This is a genomic window from Saccharothrix sp. AJ9571 (assembly GCF_021725495.1).
Classification (GTDB): domain Bacteria; phylum Actinomycetota; class Actinomycetes; order Mycobacteriales; family Pseudonocardiaceae; genus Amycolatopsis; species Amycolatopsis magusensis.
Map to the genome: position 1 here is coordinate 8,477,329 of NZ_CP091382.1, position 23,147 is coordinate 8,500,475.

21 protein-coding genes are annotated in these 23,147 nt (G+C 72.0%); 11 read left to right on the top strand and 10 right to left on the bottom strand.

Going from position 1 to position 23,147, the window contains the following annotated elements; translation table 11 throughout:
* Positions 1–7 precede the first annotated feature (7 nt).
* The 6 genes from L3Q67_RS38295 to L3Q67_RS38320 all read right to left on the bottom strand — a co-directional run bounded on the left by L3Q67_RS38295 (position 8) and on the right by L3Q67_RS38320 (position 8,875).
* On the bottom strand, positions 8–1,330 hold the full coding sequence (locus L3Q67_RS38295) for an ABC transporter substrate-binding protein (RefSeq protein ID WP_499186296.1): 1,323 nt from the start codon (positions 1,328–1,330) through the stop codon (positions 8–10).
* Positions 1,330–2,412 (bottom strand): GlnX family signal transduction membrane protein, encoded by a 1,083-nt coding sequence (locus L3Q67_RS38300; protein ID WP_499186297.1) that lies wholly within the window; start codon positions 2,410–2,412, stop codon positions 1,330–1,332. The genes L3Q67_RS38295 and L3Q67_RS38300 overlap by 1 nt, the downstream gene beginning before the upstream one ends.
* Positions 2,409–3,800 (bottom strand): vWA domain-containing protein, encoded by a 1,392-nt coding sequence (locus L3Q67_RS38305; RefSeq protein ID WP_499186298.1) that lies wholly within the window; start codon positions 3,798–3,800, stop codon positions 2,409–2,411. The genes L3Q67_RS38300 and L3Q67_RS38305 overlap by 4 nt, the downstream gene beginning before the upstream one ends.
* Positions 3,801–3,808: 8 nt before the next feature.
* Positions 3,809–5,914 (bottom strand): serine/threonine-protein kinase, encoded by a 2,106-nt coding sequence (locus L3Q67_RS38310; protein ID WP_499186299.1) that lies wholly within the window; start codon positions 5,912–5,914, stop codon positions 3,809–3,811.
* Entirely contained in the window at positions 5,911–7,377 is a 1,467-nt protein-coding gene (locus L3Q67_RS38315; protein ID WP_499186300.1) for a S1 family peptidase, read from the bottom strand. The genes L3Q67_RS38310 and L3Q67_RS38315 overlap by 4 nt, the downstream gene beginning before the upstream one ends.
* 91 nt (positions 7,378–7,468) lie before the next feature.
* The gene (locus L3Q67_RS38320) at positions 7,469–8,875 is read right to left on the bottom strand and encodes a serine/threonine-protein kinase (RefSeq protein ID WP_499186301.1); all 1,407 of its coding nucleotides are present in this window, start codon (positions 8,873–8,875) and stop codon (positions 7,469–7,471) included.
* A gap of 162 nt (positions 8,876–9,037) precedes the next feature.
* On the opposite strand from L3Q67_RS38320, the gene L3Q67_RS38325 reads away from it, so the two are divergent.
* On the top strand, positions 9,038–9,439 hold the full coding sequence (locus L3Q67_RS38325; protein ID WP_499186302.1) for a DoxX family protein: 402 nt from the start codon (positions 9,038–9,040) through the stop codon (positions 9,437–9,439).
* On the opposite strand, the gene L3Q67_RS38330 is transcribed toward L3Q67_RS38325, so the two are convergent.
* The gene (locus tag L3Q67_RS38330; protein WP_499186303.1) at positions 9,436–10,047 is read right to left on the bottom strand and encodes a LysE/ArgO family amino acid transporter; all 612 of its coding nucleotides are present in this window, start codon (positions 10,045–10,047) and stop codon (positions 9,436–9,438) included. The two genes, L3Q67_RS38325 and L3Q67_RS38330, sit on opposite strands and share 4 nt — an antisense overlap.
* Before the next feature lie 68 nt (positions 10,048–10,115).
* On the opposite strand from L3Q67_RS38330, the gene L3Q67_RS38335 reads away from it, so the two are divergent.
* Positions 10,116–11,012: a LysR family transcriptional regulator ArgP gene (locus L3Q67_RS38335; RefSeq protein WP_499186304.1), complete on the top strand. Its 897-nt coding sequence runs from the start codon at positions 10,116–10,118 to the stop codon at positions 11,010–11,012.
* Positions 11,013–11,017: 5 nt separating this feature from the next.
* Here the strand turns inward: L3Q67_RS38335 and L3Q67_RS38340 are convergent, their stop codons facing one another.
* Positions 11,018–11,518 (bottom strand): pyridoxamine 5'-phosphate oxidase family protein, encoded by a 501-nt coding sequence (locus tag L3Q67_RS38340; RefSeq protein ID WP_499186305.1) that lies wholly within the window; start codon positions 11,516–11,518, stop codon positions 11,018–11,020.
* Between the two features lie 107 nt (positions 11,519–11,625).
* Between L3Q67_RS38340 and L3Q67_RS38345 the strand changes: the two genes are divergently transcribed.
* Together L3Q67_RS38345 and L3Q67_RS38350 are read left to right on the top strand one after the other, a co-directional pair.
* Positions 11,626–12,864, top strand: coding sequence for a glycoside hydrolase family 27 protein (locus L3Q67_RS38345; RefSeq protein WP_499186306.1), 1,239 nt, complete (start codon positions 11,626–11,628; stop codon positions 12,862–12,864).
* 1 nt (position 12,865) lies between these two features.
* Positions 12,866–13,780 carry an aminoglycoside phosphotransferase/kinase family protein gene (locus tag L3Q67_RS38350; RefSeq protein ID WP_499186307.1) on the top strand — a complete coding sequence of 305 codons (915 nt, stop codon included), beginning with the start codon at positions 12,866–12,868 and terminating at the stop codon, positions 13,778–13,780.
* 6 nt (positions 13,781–13,786) lie between these two features.
* Here L3Q67_RS38350 and L3Q67_RS38355 read toward each other — a convergent pair whose 3' ends face one another.
* The gene (locus L3Q67_RS38355; protein ID WP_499186308.1) at positions 13,787–14,953 is read right to left on the bottom strand and encodes a pyridoxal phosphate-dependent aminotransferase; all 1,167 of its coding nucleotides are present in this window, start codon (positions 14,951–14,953) and stop codon (positions 13,787–13,789) included.
* 175 nt (positions 14,954–15,128) lie between these two features.
* Between L3Q67_RS38355 and L3Q67_RS38360 the strand changes: the two genes are divergently transcribed.
* Positions 15,129–15,782: a DUF4142 domain-containing protein gene (locus tag L3Q67_RS38360; RefSeq protein ID WP_499186309.1), complete on the top strand. Its 654-nt coding sequence runs from the start codon at positions 15,129–15,131 to the stop codon at positions 15,780–15,782.
* A gap of 117 nt (positions 15,783–15,899) precedes the next feature.
* Here the strand turns inward: L3Q67_RS38360 and L3Q67_RS38365 are convergent, their stop codons facing one another.
* Entirely contained in the window at positions 15,900–16,568 is a 669-nt protein-coding gene (locus tag L3Q67_RS38365) for a response regulator transcription factor (RefSeq protein WP_499186310.1), read from the bottom strand.
* Positions 16,569–16,660: 92 nt separating this feature from the next.
* Between L3Q67_RS38365 and L3Q67_RS38370 the strand changes: the two genes are divergently transcribed.
* From L3Q67_RS38370 to L3Q67_RS38395, 6 genes are all read left to right on the top strand, one after another.
* Entirely contained in the window at positions 16,661–19,063 is a 2,403-nt protein-coding gene (locus tag L3Q67_RS38370; RefSeq protein WP_499186311.1) for a tetratricopeptide repeat protein, read from the top strand.
* Positions 19,064–19,178: 115 nt separating this feature from the next.
* Positions 19,179–19,613, top strand: coding sequence for a hypothetical protein (locus L3Q67_RS38375; RefSeq protein ID WP_499186312.1), 435 nt, complete (start codon positions 19,179–19,181; stop codon positions 19,611–19,613).
* Complete coding sequence (locus tag L3Q67_RS38380; protein WP_499186313.1) at positions 19,610–21,412, top strand: WXG100 family type VII secretion target; 1,803 nt, start codon at positions 19,610–19,612, stop codon at positions 21,410–21,412. Before L3Q67_RS38375 ends, L3Q67_RS38380 begins: the two co-directional genes overlap by 4 nt.
* Positions 21,409–22,176 (top strand): ESX secretion-associated protein EspG, encoded by a 768-nt coding sequence (locus L3Q67_RS38385; RefSeq protein ID WP_499186314.1) that lies wholly within the window; start codon positions 21,409–21,411, stop codon positions 22,174–22,176. The genes L3Q67_RS38380 and L3Q67_RS38385 overlap by 4 nt, the downstream gene beginning before the upstream one ends.
* 14 nt (positions 22,177–22,190) lie before the next feature.
* Positions 22,191–22,526 carry a type VII secretion target gene (locus tag L3Q67_RS38390; protein WP_209666209.1) on the top strand — a complete coding sequence of 112 codons (336 nt, stop codon included), beginning with the start codon at positions 22,191–22,193 and terminating at the stop codon, positions 22,524–22,526.
* Complete coding sequence (locus L3Q67_RS38395; protein ID WP_499186315.1) at positions 22,523–23,140, top strand: YbaB/EbfC family nucleoid-associated protein; 618 nt, start codon at positions 22,523–22,525, stop codon at positions 23,138–23,140. Before L3Q67_RS38390 ends, L3Q67_RS38395 begins: the two co-directional genes overlap by 4 nt.
* Positions 23,141–23,147 lie beyond the last annotated feature (7 nt).

Consider the following 23,147-nt stretch of genomic DNA (forward strand, 5'->3'; position numbering starts at 1 on the left):
TGCTTTTTCAGCGGCCGCAGGGCAGGTTGAGCCGTTCCTCGGCCGGTAGTCCGACCCGGACCTGTTCGAGCACTTCGAGCAACCGGTCCAGCTCGCCGGTGTCGCCGGTGTTGCCCAGATAGTCCAGCACGGCGCGGTGGAACGCGTCGCTCATCGTCTCCGGCATCATGTCCGAGGCGTCGAAGCACCAGGGACCCGAGGTCAGCCGTTCGGCCACCCGCACGCTCAGCGCGTCCCGGTACACGCCCTGGTCGAGCAGGTTCCGGTTGATCGAGAAGGTCGCGCTGGTCTCTTCGGCGGGCCACACCGCCTGACCGCGCTCCGAAGCCAGGTACCGCATCAGCGCGCGGGCCGCCTCCGAATCGGTGAACATGCCTGCCAGGTCCGCCGAGACCCCGGCCGGTTCCACCGCCGGGTTCCCGGTGCCTTCCCGCACCGGGAACGGGAAGAAGTCGAACTCGTCGACGGTCGGTTTCGACCGGCCTGGCAGCTCGTACTGCTGGTAACCGCTGACCCGTGAGGACGCGAAGTGGTCCAGCACGCAGCCCGGCGGGCTGGTGAACATCGGCTTGGCGCTGTCGCCGAAACCCAGCAGCAGCGCGCCATCCGGACCGCCGCGCGCCGCGCCGGGCGCCGCGATCAGCTGTCCCCAGTCCTGCCATGCCTGGCGCACCTCGGTCGAGGTCCACGGCAGCTCACCGGCCGCGAACCGCTGGTAGACCTCGGGGCCGGACCGCCGCAGCAGGATGTCCTCGATCCAGTCGGTGCCCGGCCAGCCGGAGGTGCTCTGCGACTCCATGCCGAGGCACCACGGCGTCTGCCCGCGCGCGCCGAGCTCGCCGCTGAGCGCGACCAGTTCCGCCCAGGTGCGCGGCGGCGCGCCCGGCAGGCTGCCGCGGCGGTACCAGATCATGCTCTTCAGGTCCGCCTTCACCACCACCGTGTAGTACGCCGGCGTGCCGAGGCGTTGCAGGGGCAGCCACTGCGCGCCGGGCAACTCGCCGAGCACGTCCGTGAGCGGGCGCAGGTCGCCGCTTTCCACGTACCGCGCGAGTTCACCGGGATTGGGCAGCACGGCGATGTCCGGCGGCCTGCCCTTCTGCACGTCCGAGCGCAGGACCTGGCTGACCGAGCGGGTACCGCGGTAGTCGACCTCGATCCCGCTCTCGTCCTCGAACCGCTCCAGCACCGACTCGAAGGCGGCGCCCTCGGCGCCTTCCCAGGAGGCGAGCACGGTGAGCGTGCCCCCGGCGGGTTCCGGGGTGCCCGAGCACGCGCTCAGCCCGAGCAGCAGGATGCCGAGCAGCGCCCGGCCCAGTGAACGTCTCATCAGGACCTGAACCGGTATTCCTCGATGCGGTAGTGGAAACCGGCCACCACCAGTCCGGCGATCACCAGGCCGAAGCCGGCGATCAGGTACTCGGCGAACGCGGGCACGTCGGCGGAATCCAGCTGGTCGTCGATCCGGCCGCCGTCGTCGGCCGGATCACCGGTGGACGCGGGCGGGGCGGCGCCACCGTCCGGCACCCCGGCCGCGAGTTCGGCGACCACGCCACCACAGGCCGGCCCGCAGTGCTCACGCAGCAGTTCGACCAGCTTCGGCCTGCCCTGCGAGGCCCCGGCGGCGGTGCCCTCGCGCCAGGAAGCCACGGCCGTGTCCACCGTGCCGCCCGCGTCACGGGCCGCCGAAGCCGAGCCGAAGGCGAACGAGGTGGTCACGATCATGCCGACCAGCAGGCCGGTGGCGCCGAGCAGCCAGAAGTTCCACCGGCGCCGGAACTTCCGGCGCAACCGGACCTGCGCGTACCCCAGCAGGCCGAGCAGCGCCAGCGCCGGCAGCAGCCACAACGGGACCACCGCGGTGGTGAGCCAGCCACCGGAGAGCTGGTCGCGCAGCGCGGTGTGCTGCAGTTCGGCGAGCGCGCCGAGCCTGCCCAGGATGCCGTTCTCCGGCTGGTGCATCAGGCGTGAGGCGTACCAGAGATCGGCGGTGCCCAGCATGCGCCCGTCGTCCTGCCGGTAGTGCGCGTCGGCCTGCTCGACGAAGTTCGCGTAGTCGGCCAGCAGCCCTTCCACCACCTGCAGCGCGCGGCTGCCCTCGGTGCCCGCCGCGTTGTGCTCGGCGACCTGGGTCAGGCTCTGGCGCGCGATGACGATCTCGCTCTGGTGCCGCTCCCCCGGCCCGATCAGCTCGACCTGCCCGGTGGCGAAGCTGGTCACCACCGCGTTGTCCGCCTTGACCAGCGCGTCCTGCGCGGCCACCACCTCCAGCACCGCGGGCGCGGTCCGGGCCCGGACCTCCGCGACGGTGGCCTGGATGCCGGCGAAGGTGGCCAGCGCCGCGATCGTGGCCACCACGGTGGCGGTGAGCAGCCAGAAACGCAGCCGCAGCAACCGGCGCAACGTGCTCATCCGGCCGTCTCCACCGGCGTGCGGCACTGCCCGCACACCTTCGCCCGCGGGCTCAGGATCCGCTTGCACTCGCGGCACACCCGCACATCCCCGCTCTCTTCGGCGTCCCTCTGCTCGGGTTCGGCCGCGGCCGGCGAGCGCGGCGCCATCGCGGAACCGAGGATCGCCGAGCCGACATCACGCTCGCGTACGCCCGGTTTGAGCCGGAAGCCGCCGTCGCTTCCTTCCGTGACCAGCCGCCGCAGCCGGACGGCGAGGTTCTCGTCTCGGAGCTTGATCGCCAGCCGCAGCGCTTCACCCCACCGCTGGGCGGCCTCGGTCACCGCACCGGCCTGGTACCGCCGCTGCGCGTCCAGCACGACCGCACGCAGTTCCGCGTGCTCGGTGTGCTTGCTGACCTGTTCGTCCAGCCGGCTCGACAGCGTGAGGTCGTCGGTGAGGCAGCCGAGCACGGTGCTGCTCACCGCGGCGCCGACCGGCTCGACCCGGCCGAGCTGCATGTCCTTGTCCCGCACGAGGGCACCGGTGTCCACGTCGAAGCAGAGGTGGTACTCGCGGTCCTCCGCGCCCCAGCCCCCGGTGGGCAGTTCCAGCTTCCGCTCCCCGGCCGCCCGCAGGTGTCCCGTCATGTCCACCAAGGACGGGTAGACCTGCTTGACGAAGCGCAGCCCGGTGAACGGCATGGTGGTGATCCGCAGCCGCAGTTCGGGGATCGCCCGGCCCATGGAGGACTCGATCAACCTGCCGAAGTCCGCGGCCAGTTCGGCGTCGGCCAGCACCGCGTCGGCCTGCCCGTGCAGTGCCCCGCAGATCCGCTCCAGTTCGGCGGGGTTCCAGTCGTCGCCGATACCGCGCGCGTCGCAGTCGAACTTCCCGGCGCACGCGGCGAGCGCCTGGTCGAGGCGCTCCGGGTTCTCCGACTCGTTCTTGCCGTCGGTGAGCAGGATGGCGTGGCGGACCGCGTCCCGGTACGGCTCGAACAGGCTCGCCGCCAGGGTGAGCCAGGTGCTCATCGCGGTGCCGCCGCCCGCGATCAGGCGGCGCACCGCCGCCTTCGCCGCGGCCCGGGTCTCCTCGTTCGCCGGGGCCAGCCCGCGCGCCGGGTAGACCATCGACGCGCGGCCGGTGCCGCTGACCACGCCGAAGTGCACGCCGTCGCGCAGGGTGTCGATGGCGACCGAGGTGGCCTGGCGCGCGGCGGCGATCTTCGTCGGCGGCCAGTCCATCGACGCCGAGCAGTCCACCAGCAGCACCTCCGCCGCCTCGCCCGGCGGCCGCACGTTCACCGTGCGCACCTTGAGGATCGCGTGCATGGTCTCGTCGGACGGGGACAGGTACTTGGTCTGGTTGAGTTCGAGCTCGAACCCGGGTTCGGACTCCTGTGACATCGACGGCCTCACCTCAGCGTCAGCGGGCGGACTTCGTTGGCACGGTCGACCAGGTCGCCGTACTGGTGTTCGTCGCGGGCCTGCCCGGCGATGCGGCGGAACGACTTCTCCAGCCCCTTCCGCAACCCGTGCTCGGTCACCGGCGCGCCGAACAGCTCACCGCCGTGCCAGCCGCCCGCCCCGCCCCCGCGCAGGTATTCCAGCGCGGCGTGCCGGACGAGCGTGGTGAGCAGTTCCAGCGATTCGTTGTCGAGGAACAGTTCCGGCAGCCGTTTCGCCACATCCTCGAGATCGGCCTGGCTGACCGGCGCGGCCACCCGCAGGCGCACCACGGCGATGCGCGCGGCGTCGTAGTGGCGGGAGATCCCGGGCACCTCGTCGAGCGCCGCGATGGCGTTCTCCTTGTTCTCCCGGCGTTCCTCCTCGTCCTTGCCGCTCGACCCGAGCAGGCACCGCGCCAGGCCGAACGCGGCGCTGACCTGGCCGTCGTCGCGGGCCCAGAGGTTCTGGTAGAGCCGCAGCGCTTCCGCGCGGTCCCCGAGCACCTCGGCGCAGTAGCCGAGCGCGAGCTTCGGCGCGTCCTCCGCGGGCCAGGCCTTGCGCACCGCTTCGAACCGCGACTTCGCTTGCGCGGCTTTCCGCGGCTCCGAGCCCTCGCTTTCGGCCAGGTGCAGGAGCCCGAGGTGCCAGGCGATCCGCCAGTCGTGCTCGGCGCCGGGCCCCAGCAGCTCCTTCGCCCGGCTGATCGCCTGCTCGGCGGCCCGCGGGTCGCGCAGTTCGATGCGGGCACGCGCCCTGGTCAGCTCGACCTCGACCGCGTCGTCCAGGGTGTCCGGCTGCGGCAGGGGCAGCCGGGAGGCCGCCACCCGCGGTTCCGGCAAACCACTGCCCAGCACCGGATTCTGCTCGGTCCAGTACGCGAGCCCCGGCACCGTGCCGAGCCCGGCGTCGAGCAGTTCCGGCGTGTTCTCGAAGCGCACCGACCGCCGGGGCCGCAGGAACAGCACCTCGCGGCGGACGCCGTCCAGCTGCTCGGACATCTCGGCGGCGCTGGTGAACCGGCGTTCGTATTCGTCGGTCGCGCGGCTGATCACCAGGTCCAGCGATTCGGTGCCCACCTGGGCGCTCGACGCCCCCGGCGTGGCGTCGAGCAGGGTGCGCAGGGTGCAGCCGACCGAGTAGACGTCGGAGCGCACGGTCAGCCCGTGCGACCGGTGCTCCCGGTCGCTGATGCGGTAACCGCGGGTCAGCACGGGGACGCTCTCGCGGTCGTCGATCGCCCTGGTGGCCCCGAGGTCGATCACCTTGACCCGCTTGTCGCCGTGGATCACGTTGTTCGGCGTCATGTCCACGTAGAGCAGGTCCTCGCCGTGGAGGTAGTCCAGTGCCGAGAGGATGGCGCGCCCGTAGGTGATCACGTGCTCGACGCGCAGCAGTTCCGGGTGCTTCAGCACCTCCATCAGCGAAAGCCCGCCGACGTAGTCCATCACGATGTACTCGTCGTCACTGTCCGCGCCGCGGTCGGGGTGGGCGACGAAGTCCACGATCCGCACGATGTTCGGGTGGTCCAGCCGGGTCAGCACGTCGCGTTCGACCTGCGCGAGCCGGCGGGCACCGGCGTTGTGCCGGTCGATGACCCCCTTGAGCACCACGTACTTGTCCGGCAGGTGGGTATCGGTGGCCAGGTACACCCAGCCGAGCCCGCCGTGCGCCAGGCAGCCGAGCACCTGGTACTGCCCGCCGACGAGCTCACCCGCGGCCAGTTTCGGCCGGAAGTCGAACGGCTCGCCGTCCTCCTCGCAGAACCCCGCCCGCAGCGCGGGCTGCCCGCGGTACGGACGGCCCACCTCGGCTCCGCACCGGCCGCAGAACTGCTGGTCCACCGGGACCTTCGGGTCGGTCAGCACCAGGGTGGCGGGATCGGGGGTCTCGACCGCGGGCAGCGACCGGAACTCGCTGTCCCCGGCCAGATCGCTGTCCGTGCCGCGGCGCTGGCTCGAGGGCACCACCGGCTTCACCTCGGGGCCCGTGGCGACCCGGCTGTGCCCGCAGACGTCGCAGAACCCGTTCGGCCCGACCGGGAGTCCGTGGCAGATCGGCACGCCGGCGCTCACGTCCGCGCCAGCTTCCGCCGGACCGCCGTGGCGTAGGAGTGCACCAGCGGGACCGCGTCCGGGAGCGAACAGGGGCGCGTGCTCAGCGCCGCCTTCGCCGGAAGGTAGACCTCGGCCAGCTCCTCGTCCTCCATCAGCCCGTGGCGCACGGCCATCGCGTTGTAGGCACTCAACTGCCCGCGCAATTCGTCGTACTCCTCCGCCTTGGCGGCCAGTTTGTGCTGGTAGACGGTGAGCTGGTCGCGTTGCTCCCGCACCCAGTCCTCGATCCGCGCCAGGCGCCGGTGCATCCGGGTGGGTTCGTCCGCGTCGGCGGCGCCCAGCAGCAGCACCAGTTCCGCGCTGCGCGGGCGGAATTCGGGCAGTGGCTGGATCTTCCTGGCCAGCCGCCGCGCCTGCACCAGCACACTGTCCTCTTCGGACTCGAACCCGGCGGCCAGCTGCCGCAGGCGGTCCAGCCGGGCCGCGTTCTCGTCGCGCTGCCAGTCGCGGGCGATCCCGGCGCCCGGCGCGTTGTCCGCGCTGAACTGCACGATCACCTGCGCCCCGCGCTCCAGCAGCGGCCGGACCACCTCGTGCAGCAGCCGCTCCGGCTGGCTCGAACTGTCGACCGCGGCCAGCGCCACGGTGGGCGGCCACTGGGCGCGCGCGCGTTCGGCTTCGAGCCGGTGCGACACCTCGCGGGGGCTCTTGCCGGTGGTGTCCAGCGTCAGCATCCGGCCGGCCTGGTCCCCCGCCACTTCGCTGAAGCCACTGGTGATCGCGGTGTGCCGGTCGGCGATCAGCACCGTGATGGTGCCCGGCGCCTCCGGCAACTCCCCGGCGACGAACTCGGCGAGCGCCGGAACGTACCCGGTGAGCACCCGGGTCGGGATCATGAACGCCAGCCCGGTGGTCTCGTCGGTGTACTCGGTGACCACCATGCCGATCACCGCGCCGGTGGCCTTGTCGATCACACCGGCCCCGCTGAACCCGCGGCGCACGCGCTCGCCCGGCAACGGCGAGTTCAGCTGCACCCACTCGCCCGCCGGGCCCGCCAGTTCGGCGTTGTTCACCCACACGCCGTTGTCGTGGGGTTCCGGGAAGCCGTAGGTGTGCACCGTCCGGTCGCGCACGGCCCGGGTGTGGCAGAGCGGCGCGCCGGGCACGGCGGGTTGTTCGGCCAATCGCAGCAGCGCAACGTCACCACCGGCGGCCGTTTGGGGGACCCAGCCCTCGCGCACGACAGTCGCGGCGACGCAGGGCCGGCCGGGAAGGCCGACGAAGCGCACGCGGACCCGGAGTCCGGCCGGATCGGCCTCCGGATCGTCGGAAAGCACGTGCGCGCAGGTGAGCGCGGTGTACTCGCCCAGGAAGATACCGGCCCCCAGGGTGAAACCCGACAGATCCAGGATGCTGATCCGCCACGGCTCCCCTGCGTGCCCGGCTCCGTTGCGCTGGCTGGTGCCCGTGATCCCCCTCACCGTAGGTAACCATACGACGGCTCAACGGTGCGGCGCCGCAACTTTCACGCATCCGTAATGCAAACCGGCGGGGATCACCCGTTCGCGGGCGTCAGCGCTGGCTGTCGATGAGCCACTTGCCGCCGCTCTGCACCAGTGTGTAGGTGTGCTGCTCGCGTTCGGTCGCCCCACTGGACCTGGTGTAGACGATGCTGACGGAGACGGTGTTGTTCCCGGTCGCGCTGACGTTGGACACCTGCACATCGCTCATCCCGCCCCAGAACGCGGCGTAGTCGCCGTAGGTCTTGGCGCGGGACTGCTTCATCCGGTCGGACAGCAGGCCGTAGGCGGTTTCGGTGTTCCCCGGCAGCAGGTTGTAGTAGTCGGTGACCGCCTGCTGCAGGGCCTGCTCCGGGTTCGGCGCGGGCGACGAGGGCGGTGGTGCCGACGAACTCGGCGGGCTCGCCGAGGATTCCGGCGCGGCCGACGACTCCGGAGGCGGAGGGGGTGCGGGCGCGGTCTCCGACGTGCTCTGCGCGACCGGCGGCGGGTTCTCGGGGGTCTTTTCGCGGTTCATCAGCAGCACGGCGACCACCCCACCGGCGATCAGCACGACGATCACGCAGGCCAGCAGGATCGGGCGCAGCCGGCTCTTGCCGCCGCCCCCGAGTTGCGCGGGCGCGATCTGGACCGTCTTCGCCTCGGTGACCAGGGTGAGTTCCGCCGCGACGGCGGTCATTTCCGGGCGGGCGGCGGGATCGACGTCGAGCATGCGCGACAGCAGGCCGTGCAGCGGACCGGCGTGCTCCGGCGGCGGGAACTCGCCGTTGGCCACGCGGTAGAGCAGTGCGATCTGGTTCTCGCCGACGCCGAACGGCGGAGCGCCTTCCACCGCGTGGTAGAGCGTGGCACCGAGGGAAAAGACGTCGGACCGCGAGTCGGCGTCCTCGCCGCGCGCGACCTCGGGCGCGAAGTACGCCGGGGTCCCGGCGACGAAGCCGGTCGCGGTGAGCGTGCCGTCGCCCGCGGCACGGGAAATGCCGAAGTCGCTCAGCTTCGCGACCCCGTCGTCGGACAACAGCACGTTCGCGGGTTTGACGTCGCGGTGCACGATCTCGGACTCGTGCGCGGCGGCCAGTGCCGCGGCGATCTGCGCGCCGATCGCGGCCACTTCCTCGGCGCTGAGCCGTTCCCGGCGTGCGAGCACCTCGCCGAGGCTGGTGGAGGGCAGGTACTCCATCACCAGCACCGGGCGGTCGTCGTCCATCACCACGTCGAAGACGGTGATCGCGCTCGGGTGGGTCAGCCGCGCGGCGATCCGGCCCTCGCGCATCGCCCGCGCGCTCGCGTCGGCGACCACGCCGGCGTTGTCCTCGCCGTGGGGCAGGATCAGCTCCTTCAGCGCCACGACCCGGTCCAGGCGCTCGTCTTCGGCCTTCCACACCACGCCCATCGCGCCGGCGCCGATCCGCTCCAGCAGCCGGTAGCGTTCCGCGATCAGGCGGTCGGTCTCGGCCACGATGGTGGTTCCTCTCGGGAAAACGGTCGGCGGGACACGACCAACCGTAGTCACCCCGGCCAGTCCCGCTCGAACCAGTGGTGCGCGGATGTTCCCGATGGGTGGCAGCCCGGCCGCGGCGGCCCCTGGTCCCACCCCGCCGCGTGGGGCAGGATGCACCGCATGCCGGAGCGAGTGAGCGGTACCCGCGGTCTCACCGTGCTCAACGTCGTGCTGTGGATCGTGCAGATCCTGCTCGCCGCCGAGTTCCTCTACAGCGCCTACCTGCTCTTCGCCGGTGGGCACACCGAGCGGACCTTCGAGCAGATCGGGCTGGGCCAGTGGCTGCGCTACACCACCGGGGTGCTCGAGGCCGCCGGGGCGATCGGGCTGCTCATCCCCGGGCTGGCCGGTCCCGCCGCGCTCGGCCTGGCCGGGGTGATGGTGGGCGCGGCGGCGACCGAGTTGTTCGTCCTGGACAACGGTGACGCGACGCTCCCGCTGATCCTGCTGGCCGTCTCGCTGGCCGTGGCGATCCTGCGCCGGGACCAGCTCGTGGCGTTCGCCGCCCGCGTCCGGCGTTAGGCGCCGGCAACCAGCACCACCCCGAAGGTGACCATGGTCGCCGCGACCAGCCCGTCGAGCAGCCGCCAGGCCGACGGCCTCTCGAAGAACCCGGTGAGCAGGCGCGCGCCGAAGCCGAGCGCGGTGAACCAGCACAGGCTCCCCAGCACCGCGCCGACGCCGAACGCCCAGCGCAGGTCGCCCCGGGCCGCGGCCACGGAACCGAGCAGCAGCACGGTGTCCAGGTAGACGTGCGGGTTCAGCCAGGTCATCGCCAGGCAGGTGAGCACCGCGCGCCGCGGTGAGGCCGGCCGGTCGAGGTCGACCCGCATCCCGGACGGCCGGAACACCCGCCGCGCGGCGAGGAATCCGTAGCACAGCAGGAACGCACCGCCGAGCAGGCCGACCACCGTGACCGCCTGCGGCCAGGCGGCCACCACCGCGCCGACCCCGGCCACGCCGAGCGCGATCAGCACCGCGTCGGACACCGCGCAGATCGCCACCACCGCGAGCACGCCGTCGCGGCGGATGCCCTGGCGCAGCACGAAGGCGTTCTGCGCGCCGATCGCGACGATCAGCGACAGGCCGGTACCGAAACCGGCGGCCGCGGTCAGCAGGATTTTGCCCATGCCCCGAAGCTACGAGCCGGGGCGTCAACAGTACAGCTCAAGATTCTTACGTAACATTAGCGATCGTGATGAGCGAACTCCCCCTGGACCAGGTGCGCACCCTGCTCGCGGTGGTCGACGAAGGCACCTTCGACGCCGCCGCGGCCGCCCTGCACGTGACGCCGTCGGCGGTCAGCCAGCGGGTCAAGGCGCTGGAGCAGCGGACCGGCCGAGTCCTGCTGTTGCGCACGAAACCGGTGCGCCCCACCGATTCCGGGCAGGTCGTGGTCCGGTTCGCGCGGCAGCTGGCGCGGATCGAGCGTGACGCCAGGACCGAACTGGGCCTGGCTGACACCGGCGAACCGGCGCGGTTGTCCATCGCGGTCAACGCCGATTCGCTGGCCACCTGGTTCTTGCCCGCGCTGGCCGAGGTGCCCGGGGAACTGCGGGTCGTCTTCGAACTGCACCGCGAGGACCAGGACCACACCACCGCGTTGCTGCGCGAGGGCGTGGTGATGGCGGCGGTGACCTCCTCACCGGACCCGGTCACCGGGTGCTCGGTGCGCACGCTGGGCAGGATGCGCTACCTGCCGATGGCGAGCCCGGATTTCGCGGCCCGCCTGCTCGGCGACGCACCCCTGCGCCAGACGCTGCCGAACGCGCCGGTGGTGCTGTTCGACCGCCGCGACGACCTGCAGGACCGGCTCACCCGCAAGCTGACGCACGGCCGGGGCGCCGGACCGCGGCGCCACTACGTGCCGTCGTCGGAAAGCTTCGTCGAAGCGGTAGCCGCCGGGCTGGGCTGGGGCATGGTGCCCACCGCGCAGGCGGAACCGCACCTGCGTGACGGCACGCTGGTCGACCTCGCCCCGGAGCACGCGATCGACGTGCCGCTGTTCTGGCAGCAGTGGAAACTCGACTCGCCCGCGCTGGCCGCCACCGCCGACGTCGTCGCCAAGGCCGCGGCAGCCGCGCTGAACCGCTGACCCGTTCAAAAAGTCCACTTCGTCGGCGAGGTCATGTCCCGACCCCAGCCGAACACGACCTGCGGCAGCACGAGGAAGGCCGGTCCGCCGAGGCCCGAAGCGTCGGCCACCGTGCCGTCCTCGCGCGGCGAAATGGGGTAGTCGTATTTCGGGCCGTAGGCGTCGCACATGGCCTGCAGCGCTTCTCGATCCCGGCCCGTTCGTGCCACGCCTTCGACGATCACCACTTCCTGGCCGTCCTCCAGGTGCACGGTGATCCGGTCGTCCGCCGCCAGGTTCCGCACCGCGCCGGAGCCGGTGCTGAACCAGAAACCGTCGGCCAGCCACACACCCCAGACGGGACGGCAGTGCGGCCTGCCGTCCGGGCGCGTGGTGGCGATCCAGTAGTCCCGCGCCTCCACCAGCCGCTGGTGCGCCCATTCCCACGGCAGCAGAGCGCCTGCCGGGGCCGGGGCACCGAACATCGCCGGAGCGGAAACGCGGGGCCGGGCCAACGCGGGATCCATGGCCGCGCAGCGTACGCCCGGTATGCCTGAACGTCCTATTGACGCTCGCAGTTAGTTTGTTGTTGTCTTGTGTTCGTTTTTGTTGAACCTTGTCTGGAGGTGGGTTGATGATTCCGGTGAAGCGCGCCCTGCTCGTGACCTTGACGCTGCTCGCGACGGCGGGTACCACGGGCGCCGCGGCGCGGGCGGCCGAACCGGCGCCGACCCCGGCGCTGGGCTGGAACTCGTGGAACACCTTCGGCTGCGACATCAACGAGCAACTCATCCGCGACACCGCAGACGCGATGGTCTCCTCCGGCATGGCCGCGGCCGGCTACGAATACGTGGTGGTCGACGACTGCTGGTTCGACCCCGAGCGCGCCGAGGACGGCTCGCTGAGAGCGCACCCGGAACGCTTCCCCAGCGGCATGAAGGCGCTCGCCGACTACATCCACGGCAAGGGCCTGAAGTTCGGCATCTACCAGGTGCCCACCGAACTGACCTGCGCCCAGCGCGGCGGCGCCTATCCGGGCGCGACCGGCAGCCTTGGCCACGAGGCGCACGACGCGCAGACCTTCGCCGACTGGGGCGTGGACTACCTCAAGTACGACTGGTGCTCCCCGGAGGGCACGCTCGACGACCAGATCGCCGGGTTCACCCTGATGCGCGACGCCCTGCGCGCCACCGGCCGTGACATCCTCTACAGCATCAACGCGAACAGCTACCACCCCGACAAGAACGGCGCGAAGTACGACTGGGGCGACATCGCCGACCAGTGGCGCACCACCGAGGACATCAAACCGGTGTGGCGCACCGGGAACCCGAACACCTACCCGATGGGCGTCACCGACATCGTCGACGTGACCGAGCCGCTGCGCGACTGGGCGGGCCCCGGGCACTGGAACGATCCCGACATGCTGGAAGTCGGCGTCTACAACGTCGAAGGCTTCCCGGGCCTGACCGACACCGAGGCCGCCGCGCACTTCAGCATGTGGGCGATGCTGGCCGCGCCGATGATCGCGGGCAACGACCTGCGGTCCATTCCGGACGGTGTGCACCGCATCCTCACCAACCGCGCGGTGCTCGCGGTGAACCAGGACGCGAAGGGCGTCGCGGCGGACCGCGTGCGCGACGACGGCGACCTCGAGGTGTGGTCCCGGCCACTCGCCGGTGGTGACGTGGCGGTGGCGTTGTTCAACCGCTCCGCGCAGACCGCGAAGATCAGCACCACCGCCGAGGAGGTCGGCGCGGACGACGGGCGGCTGCGGATGACCGACCTGTGGACCGGGCGGAAGTCCTTCAGCCGCGGGGAAATCTCGGCCGACGTCCCCTCGCACGGCGTCGTGATGCTGCGGGTCCGCAGCTGAAATGACCGAGCTGCCGGACTGGCTGCCGTCCTGGTGCGCCGATCAGCTGGGCGAGGAACCGGCCGGCGTGGTGTTCGCGGTGCGGCAGATGTCGGCGGTGTACGGACTGCGGCTGGCCGGTGGCCGGGAGGTCGTGGTGAAGGCGCGGGAGGACGACGGCCGGACCGCGTCGTGCGTCGCCGCGCAGGCGCGGCTGGCGGACCGCGGTTTCCCGTGCCCCCGGCCGCTGACGCCCGTGGTCGGCGTCGGGACGCTGGCCGTGCACGCCGAGGAGTTCCGGCCCGGCGGTGAGCCGCTGGGCGGTGACTCACCGGCGATCGCCGCCCGGTACGCGGCGGTGTTCGCCCGGCTGATGACCGGCCTGGCCGACGTGACCGTCCCGCCGCCACTGCCGAACCCGCGCTGGGTGCGGTGGGACCACGCGGATCCCGGGCTGTGGCCGTCGATCGGGTTCCTGGACGACCGGGACCAGGACCTGGTGCCCGGATACGTCGTCGACGCGGCCGCCCGCGTGCGCAAGCGGCTGCTGGCCGCCGACCTGCCGTGCGTGCTGGGCCACGGCGACTTCGAGAAGCAGAACCTCCGCTGGCGGAACGGGCGGGTGTGGGCCGTGCACGACTGGGACAGCCTGGCGTGGCAGCCCGAGGCGGCATTGGCGGGGGCGGCGTGCGGAGCGTTCACCAGTGGCTCGCCGACGACCCTCGCCACGATCGGGAGTTCCGCCGCGTTCCTGGACACCTACCAGGAGCTCCGCGGCCGCCGGTTCACCGAGGAGGAGCAGGAAATCGCTTGGGCGGCCAGCTTGTGGGTGGCCGCCCACAACGCCCGATGGGAGGCCCTGCACGGAACTCCGCCGATTTCGGTCGAGGCCGTGCGCGTGCAGGCAGCCGAACGCCTGCGCCGCGCCGGTGCCTGACCGTCCTCACGAAACGCTGCGCACCACCTCGAAAGCGCCGGTGTTCTCGCCGGACCCGTCGTGCGGCCTGGTGAACTCGGCCAGGCCGGCGACGAGCCGGGCGACATCGGCCTCCGGGCGCACCACCAGCCGCAGGAACTGATTGCTCATCCCGAGTTTGTTGCCACACTCCCGGATCAGGATGCCGTGGCGCGTGTACAGGTGGTCGCGCAGTTGCGTGCCGTCGATGCCGGCGGAAAGCTTCACCAGCAGGAAGTTCGCCTGTGACGGGAACACGGTCAGCTCGGGCATCCTGGACAGTTCCACGCCCATCAGATAGCGGTCGCGGGCGAGCAGGTAGAGGCTTTCGCAGTACTCCTCGGCGTGCTCGGCGAGCATGAAGACCACGGTTTCGGCCAGGGAGTTGAGGTTCCACTTGGGCAGGGTCCGCCGCATCTTCCCGGCCAGCGCCGGATTCCCCACCAGGTAACCGAAGCGGATGCCGTGCAGGCCGAAGTTCTTGCCCAGGCTCTTGAGCACCACCACGTTCGGGCGGATCGCCGCCTCCACCGCGATCGACGGGTTGCGCTCCTGCTCGACGAAGTCGATGAACGACTCGTCGACCACCACCAGGTCCAGATCGGCCAGCTCGTCGACGAACCGCAGCACCTCGCGGCGCGGCAGGTAGTGGCCGTCGGGGTTGTTCGGGTTGCACAGCACCGCCACCCGCGACCCGCGAGCCCGGATGAACCGGGCGTAGGCGTCGAGGTCGAGCGCGAATCCGTCCTGCTCGAGCAACGGGAACATGTCCACCCGCTTGCCGGTCTCCATCGGCTGGTCGGTCCACCGGCCGAAGGTGGGGATCGGCACGGCCAGGCTTTCGCGCACCCACAGGTGGTCGATCCAGGTGATCAGCTCGGTGGACCCGTTGGCCATCGCCAGGGTCGCCGGGTTCAGCCCCAGCACGCGGGAGAGCTGGCGGCCGATGGTCTCGGCGTCGCTGGGGTAGAACTTCAGCACCGCTTCGAGGTTGCCTGCCAGCAGGTCGAACATGGCCGGGGTCGGGAAGTACGGGTTGCACGGGATGCAGAAGTCGATCACCGGCCCGCCCTGCTCACCCGCCCGCGCCAGTTCGAAGTACGACGGACTGTGCGCGGTCTGCCCGAACAGCGACGGGTCCACCCTGTGCCGCACCTGATCACTTCCTTCCGGTGGCCGGAGCCGGTCACCGGGGAACTACGCACCACCGGCGGGAACGGTTCAGTCCACGCCGGGCACCGGCGAATTCGCGCGCGGATCGAACGTCCGGCGCCGGTGTCCGTTTTCCACTGTGCAGACCCCGGCAGACCCCGCACGATCTGGAGGCAGAATGCGACACACGCGAACGACGCGGTTCCGCCTGCGCACACTGGCCATCGCACTCGCCGTCGTGGCACTGGCCGCGCTGGTGCCCGTGGTGATCTCACTGCGCAGCGGGGACACCGCGGCCAACGCGGTCACCGCCCCCGGCCAGCTCTCCGCGGCGCAGGCCGGTACCGCGGGCCCGGTCACCGAGCTGGACAAGACCTTCCTGGTCAAGGTGCGCCAGGCCGGGCTGTGGGAGATCCCGGCGGGGAGGCTGGCGCAGACCAACGGGTCCAGCGAGGCGGTCAAGCGCGCCGGGCACCACCTGCTCGAAGGGCATTCGCGGCTGGACCAGCTGGTCCGCGAGGACGCCGAGATCCTCGGCGTCGAACTGCCCAACGAGGCGACCGCGGAACAGCAGCAGTGGGTCGACCAGCTCAACGGCCTGCGCGGCGAGGAGTTCGACCGGTTCTTCGCGAACGTGCTGCGCTCCTCGCACGGCAAGATCTTCGCCACCATCGGCGAGGTCCGCGCCGGCACGCAGAACGACCTCATCCGCAGGCACGCGCGAGAGGCGAACCAGACCGTCCTCGACCACATGGAGGTGCTCGAGGACACCGGCCTGGTCTCCGCGGAAACCCTGGCCGAAGTGGAAACCGCCGTCACCCCACCGAAATGACCCCGCGGGGCGCACCGAGGACACGAATGTGGCTTCGGGGGCGCATTCGGCTCCCCAAGCCACATTCGTGTCGTGGCCCACACCCGTCCGGCTGTGGCCACAAAGGACTGGCCGGGGTCAGATCAGGCCGAGGCGCAGGGCGTGGGCCACGGCGTGCGTGCGGTTGCGCAGGTCGAGGCGGGTCAGCAGCCCGTGCAGGATGTTCTTCACCGTCCGCTCCGAGTACGCCATCTCCGCGGCGATCTCCGCGGTGTCGCGTCCCTCGGCGAGCAGCCGCAGCACGTCGGTCTCCCGGCGGGACAGGCCGCTCAGCGTCAGGTCGCGGGGTTCGAGCACCTCGCGCTGCAGCCGCGTCACCCCTTTGAGCAGCTCGCCGAGCTGCTCGGCGGGCAGCGCGCCACGGCCCTGGTAGGCGTCGTTGATCGCGTGCAGCAGCCGCGCGGTGGTCGCCTCCTGGCGGGGCAGCAGCACCGCCAGCCCGTGCTCGACCGCGGTCAGCAGTTCGGCGGGCCGGGGGTCGTCGGCGACCAGCACCACGCGTGCCCGCGGGTCGATCCCGGCGAGCACCTCGTGCAGTTTCCGGGTGCCGTCCGGCACCGCGACGACCACGTCGGCCTGGGCGTCCACCAAGTGGACACCGGGCTTGGCCTTCAGTTCACCGGAAACCCCGGCCAGGACGAACGGATCCGCGGCGAGCACCGTGACCCGGATCGGGGACGGAACCGCGCGCAGGGCCGGTTTCCCAGGCGGAGCGGGGATTCGGCTGGTGGACAAACTCGAGGTCACCACCCTAGTCAAGCGGCTAGCACACCGGCAGACCAGGCGGAACAACCGGCAGGTTTTCGCGCCGGCCAATTCTGCCGGTTAAATGGACCGTGGTGAACGACGGACAGCGAAGCGACGAAGCGGCCTTCGGCGCGCTCCTGCTCCGCCACCGCCGTGCGGCCGGGCTCACCCAGGCCGACCTGGCGGAGAACTCGGGTGTGAGCATCCGCGCGCTGAGCGACCTGGAACGAGGGCGTGCCCTGGGAGCACAGCGGCGCTCGGCGACCGCGCTCGCCGACGCGCTCGGGCTCGTCGGCGGGGACCGGCAGGAGTTCCTCGAAGCCGCGCGGCAGGGCCGCCGCCGCACGCCGAAATCCGAGGAAGAGAACGACAGTGCGCCGTCGGTCACACTGCCCCCGTCCGTGCCGGATCTGCTCGGCCGCGAAGGCGAATTGGCGAAACTGCACCGGGAAGCGGTGTCCGACGCGGCGGGCGGCGTGGTGGTGTCCGTGGTCGGGCACCCCGGCGTCGGCAAGACGGCACTGGCGGTCACCGCGGCGCACCAGTTGCGCCCGCAGTTCCCCGACGGCGCGTTCGCGCTGGACCTGCGCGGCATGGACGAGGAGCCGACCAGCCCGCGCACCGCGCTCACCCAGTTGCTGCGCGCGCTGAACGTGCCCCCGCAGCAGATCCCGATGACCGTGCCCGAGCAGAGCGCGTTGTTCCGCTCGCTGCTCGCCGGCCGCCGCATCCTGCTGCTGCTCGACAACGCCGCCGACGAAGCGCAGGTGCGCCCGCTGCTGGCGGCCTCCCCCGGCTGCCTGACGCTGATCACCTGCCGCAGCGCGCTGGCCGGGCTGGAATCGGCGCGGTGGCTGTGGCTCGAGCCACTGGTCGACCTCGGCGCGGTCGAACTGCTCACCGCCATCGCCGGGGAAGCCAGGGTCCGCGCCGAACCGCGGGCCACCGCGGAGCTGGTGGCGTTGTGCGGAAATCTGCCGCTGGCGGTGCGGATCGCGGGCAACCGGCTGGCCAGCCGCCCGCACTGGACGATCGCCTACCTGACCACCCAGCTGCGCAACGAGCGCACGCGGCTGAGTTCGCTGTCGGCGGGCGATCTGCAAGTGCGTTCGGCCTTCGAGATGTCACATCGGCGCCTCTCCCCCGCCGCCCGCCTGGTCTTCCGCAGGCTCGCGATCGTGCCGGGCCCGGACTTCGGCAGCGAACTGGCCGCGGTCGCCACCGGCATGGCCGAGGCCGACGTGCAGATCCACGCCGACGAACTGGTCGACGCCAACCTGCTGCAGGCGGCCGCCGCGCCGGGCCGGTACCAGTTCCACGACCTCATCCGGATCTTCGCGGTGGAACGCCTGGAAGCCGAGGAGAAACCCGGCGACCGCGATCGCCACCGGCGCACCGTGCTCGACCACCTGCTGCACACCGCGACCGAGGCCGGGCGCGCCTTCATGCCGGACGCGCTGGTCGCGCCGACCCACGCCGCGCGCCGGTTCGACACGCGCGAAGGCGCGGGCGCCTGGCTGGACCTGGAAGCGGGCAACTGGCTCGCGGCCCACCGCGAAGCGCCGGGGGAAGGCCTGCACCGCGAGGTGGTCGACCTCGCGCGCGCCCTGCACTGGTACTCCGACGGCCGGACCCAGCAACGGCCGTGGGACGAGATCTTCCAGCGCGGCGTGGATTCCGCCCGCGCGCTGCGCAACCAGCTGGACGAGGCGGTGCTGCTGAACTTCGTCGGCTGGGCGCGGTACTTCTGCTTCGGCGACAACGACGGCGGACTGTCCGCGCACAACGAGGCGCTGGCGGTGGCCATCGAAATCGGCGACAAGGCCGAGCAGGCGTGGGCGCTGGGCTACCGGGGCTCGGTGCTGATGCGGCTGGGCAGGCTGGACGAAGCGCTCGAGAGCGTGCGCCGCGCGGTCGAGCTGTCCGAAGCGCTCGGTTTCTGGACCGGCGAAGGCACCATCCGCAACGCGCTCGGGCGCATCCTGCGGGTCCACGGCAAGCACGAGGAATCGCTCGTCGTGCACCGCGGAGTCCTCGCCGACGCCGACACCAGGCAGGCCGAAGCCAACCCGGACACCCGGCGGTTCCTGCGCTCGGTCACCCTGCTCGACATCGGCGGCACGCTGCTGGCCATGCGCGACTGGCAGGGGGCGGCGAGAACGCTGCGCGAGGCGCGGGGTTACTTCGAGGAGTCCGGCTTCCGCATCGAGGAGGCCGACACCGCGCTGCACGAGGGCATCGCCCGCCGCGAGGCCGGCGAGTACGACCTGGCCCGCGAGTGCTTCACGCTGGCGCTGAGCGTGTTCACCGGGGTGGCGAACCGCTGGAAGCGCGCGAACACCCTGGCCGAGCTGATCACCATGCTGGAGCTGACGGGCGATCCCACGGCGGACGAGTACCGGGCGGGCGCGCTCGCGCTGTGTGCCGAGCTCAAGACCGGTGCGGCGGCCGAGCTGGCCGCCCGGCTGCGGCACGAAACCAGCCCGCAGGGGTGAGTGGGCAGCACCCGGTGTCGGATCGGGCAGCACCGGCCGCACCCGGCTGAACCCGGGCGCCATCTCCGGTTGACTCGCGGGGAAACGACACGGTCGATCTCAGGGAGCCCCAACGGTGGCCGAGGAAGAACCAGTTGCTGCGCAGCGGCTGATGCCCACCCAGGCGACGGTCGTCGCGCTCGCCGCCCGCGTGGAGGGACTCCGGGAGCAGGTGGCTTCCGGCGATCTCGCGGTGGACCCCGCGATCGGCGAGGAGATCCGCAAGATGCTCACCGAGCAGATGGACCAGGTCGAGGTGTGGCTGCGCCGGTCCATCGACCTGTCCCGGCAGGCGCCGCTCGGGCAGAACCCGGTCGCCGAGGCGATGGCGGGCAAGTTCCAGCAGCGGGCCGGTGACGCCGACTCCGCCCTCGCCGGCGTCCTGGTCCCCTACCGCGAACTGCTGGCCAAGGCCCACGAGACGGTGGGCGTGGCGATGCAGCGCTACGGCGACTTCGAAGGTCACTCGACCAACCTGCTCCGCAACGCGAACGGGGAGACCAACGCGTGAACGACGACCAGCCGGACCCCGCCGACCTCGCGCTGACGCAGACGCAGAACTGGCGCTCACGCAGCCACCGCGAGCTGTACGAGTCGGTCCACCTGAACAACGACCCCGGCCAGGTCGGCCAGCTCGGCCAGGAGTGGACCGGCATCGGCGCGGAGATGAACGAGCACTCGCGCCGCATGGGCGAGCGCATCCGCTCCACCGAGAGCGGCTGGCGCGGCAACGGCGCGGACTCGGCCAGGGAGTCGGTGCTGGAGCTGGTGCAGTGGTCCGGCAACGCCGCGACCACCGCCGAGGAGGTCGGCCGCCGCATCGGTGAGCAGGGCCGGATCATGGAGAACGCCCGCTCCGCGATGCCCGAGCCGGTGGAGTTCGACTGGCAGGCGATGGTCACCAACGGCTTCGCCACCGGCGGGCTGGCCGGGTTCGCCGCCGCCGTGCAGGACGTGCGGGTCAAGAGCGACCAGGCCAACGCCGCGCACGAGCAGGCCGTCACGGTGATGTCGCAGATGGAGACCGCTTCGCGAGAGGTCGACTCCGGCACGCCGCGGTTCGTGGCGCCGGTGACCAAGGCGACGCCGATGATGGCGGTCAGCCGTTCGATGAACGCGGTCGAGGACATGGACGCCGCCGGTGGTGGCGGGGGCGCGGGCGGCGGTGCCGGTGCGCCCGGCGGCCCGAACAGCCAGCAGGAGGCGCTGCAGCGGGCCCAGCAGGGCACCTCGCCCCTCCAGCCGTTCCAGACCGGCCAGCCGCTGGCCGACACCACCACCACCACGGCGGGCTTCACCGGTCCCGGCGGGCCCGGTGGCTCGCCCCAGATGCCCGGGATGCCGAACGTGGGCACCCCCGCGGCGGCGAGCCTGGCCGGCGGCGGTGGCCCCGGTGGCGGCCCGGGCGCGCCCGGCATGCCGCAGATGCCGGGTGGCATGCCCGGCGGTATCCCGGGTGGTATTCCCGGTGGCGGCGGTCCCGGTGGTGCCGGGTTCGCCCCCAACTCGATGCCGCGCCAGGACACCACCCGCGCGCAGAACGCCCCCAGCTTCACCATGCCGAACACCCCGGGTGGCGGTGCGCCCGACATGGGCACCAACCCCAGCGGCTTCCGCGGTGGCACGCCGCCGCAGAGCACGCCCCCGAACTTCTCCATGCCGAACCTGCCCGGCGGCGGCAAGAGCGGCGGTGGCGGCGGGGTCGAGGACACCATCCGCCAGAACCGCTACCAGCCACCGCCCAAGATGCCCGACTACCAGGGCCCCGGCGGCACCCAGTACGGCGGCGGCACCGGTCCCAACCCGGGCCCCGGCGGCGTGAACCGCCCCGGTGTGAACCCCCCGCAGGTCCCGCGCTTCACCATGCCCCCCGGCCCGGGTGTCGGCGGCATGGGCGGCTTCGGCGGAGGCGGAGGCGGCGGCGCGGCCGGTGGCTTCGGCCCGGGCAGCGGTGGTGGCGGTGCCGGTGCCGGTGGTGCCGGGTTCGGCCCGGGTGGCGGCGGCTCGGGTGCCGCCGGTGGCGGTTACGGCCCGCAGGGTCCCGGCGCCTCGACCGGCGCGGGCACCGGTGGCCGGATGCCCGCCGAAGGCTTCGGCCCGCGCGGCACCGCCGCCGGGCCGGGCGCGGCGGGCATGGGTGGCGCGATGGGCGGCGGCATGGGTGCCGCCGGCGGTCGTGGCCAGGGCGAAGAGGACAAGGAACGGCGCTCGGCCGCCTACATCCAGGGCGAGGAGATCTTCCAGGTGCCGGGTGAGGACCTGCCGCCGCCGGTGATCGGCGCCCGCAAGAAGAAGCCGGAGCAACCGTGAACACCCCTGACTTCGTGCTCTCCGCGCACGAGTTCGACATCGTGTGGGGCGAGCTGGACCTCGGCCGGATGCCGTACCCGCTGGACGTGCCGAGCACCGGGCGCACGCTCGAGCAGCGCGCGCAGCTGGCCGCCGAGGTCTACCGCGAACTCGGCGACCGCGGGCTCGCCCGTGGCCAGCGGGTGGACGCGGACCTGGAGGCGCTGCTGCTCGTGCTCGCGCACTACGACGTGGCCGTGGACGCCATCGGGCACATCGGCTACCCGGTGCGCGCGCTGGCCGCCGCGCGCGGCGCCAACGCGGTGCTGGCCGTGCTGGCCGGTGGTGAACTGTGGTTGCGGGAAATCCGGCCGACCGCGCTCGCCCGGTCCATCGTGGAGGTGCTGCCGGACGGCAACGCCGGTCCCGGGCAGGCCATGTCCCTGCCGTACCAGGCACTCGCCGAAGCGGCCGAGCCGCAGGAGGACGAGGACGACCCGTACGGCGGCGACCTCGACGAGCGGATCGTGCTCAGCCGGGCGGGGATGTCCCGGAACGACGCCGGTGCGCTGCTGGAGCTGGCGAACAACCGGCGCGCCGGTGGTCAGCTCGGCGTGACCATCGGCGGCAGGCGCACCGAGCGGCTGCCCACGCTGGTCACCTGGTTCGACACGCACCAGGGCCGCTACCTGATGGTGCGCGAGGACTCGTGGCTGAGCATCGCGCCCGCCGACAACGAACGCATCGAGCAGCGGGTGGCCACAGTGCTGGCCGGCGCGCGCTGAGGGGAGGGGCAACCATGGCCTACGAGGTCGAGCCCGAGGATCTGATCGCACACGCGAGTCACCTCGACGGCATCACCGATCGGCTGAACACCGCGCTGGACGCCGCGCACACGGTGAGCATGGACGACAGCGCCTACGGGCTGCTCTGCTCGTTCCTGCCGCCGATCGTGAACCCGATGGAGGAGAAGGGGATCGAGGCGCTCAACGCCGCGGTGGAAGGGGTCACCACCACCGCGGGCAACGTGCGCACCGCCGCCGACTCCTACCGCGAGACCGACCGCTCGCACGTCAAGCCGCTCACCCAGTTCCGCCAGGACGCCGAAGCTACGAAGGTGGTACAGCTGCCATGACCAACGGACTCGGGGCCATCGGCCGCGACCCCGCCGAGGTGGAGGCCCGCATCGACCAGTGGGCACAGGGCTTCGCCGACAAGGCCCAGCGCTACCAGGCGGCCCAGGCGCAGGTGGAGCAGATCCGGACCAGCGCGAGCAGCCCGGACGGCACCGTGCGGGTGACCGTGCGCGCCGACGGCAGCGTCACCGACCTGCAGTTCAGCGAGCGCATCCGGCAGATCGCGCCGTCGGAGCTCTCCGCGATGGTCCTGCGCACGATGCAGGCCGCGCAGTCCCAGGTGGTCGGCCAGGTCGGGGAGACCATGCAGGCCGAACTCGGGGACGAGGACCAGCAGACCCGGTCGCTGATGATGGAGGAACTGCGGTCGCGGTTCCCCGAGCCGGAGCCCGAGGGCGAAGAGGCGGCCGGGGCGGTGTCCGAGAAGTGGGACTACGACGACAGCGACGACACCCCGCCGCCGCCCCCACCGGCTGCTACTCCGCCGCCCGCGCCACCGGCACCGCCGGTCCCGCCCGCGCCGCCCGCTGCGGGGCCGACCCGGCGGCCGAACCGCCGCCCGGAGGACGGCGACGACGACATGGACCCTGATTTCGACCCGCTGCGTGACTGACTGAGCA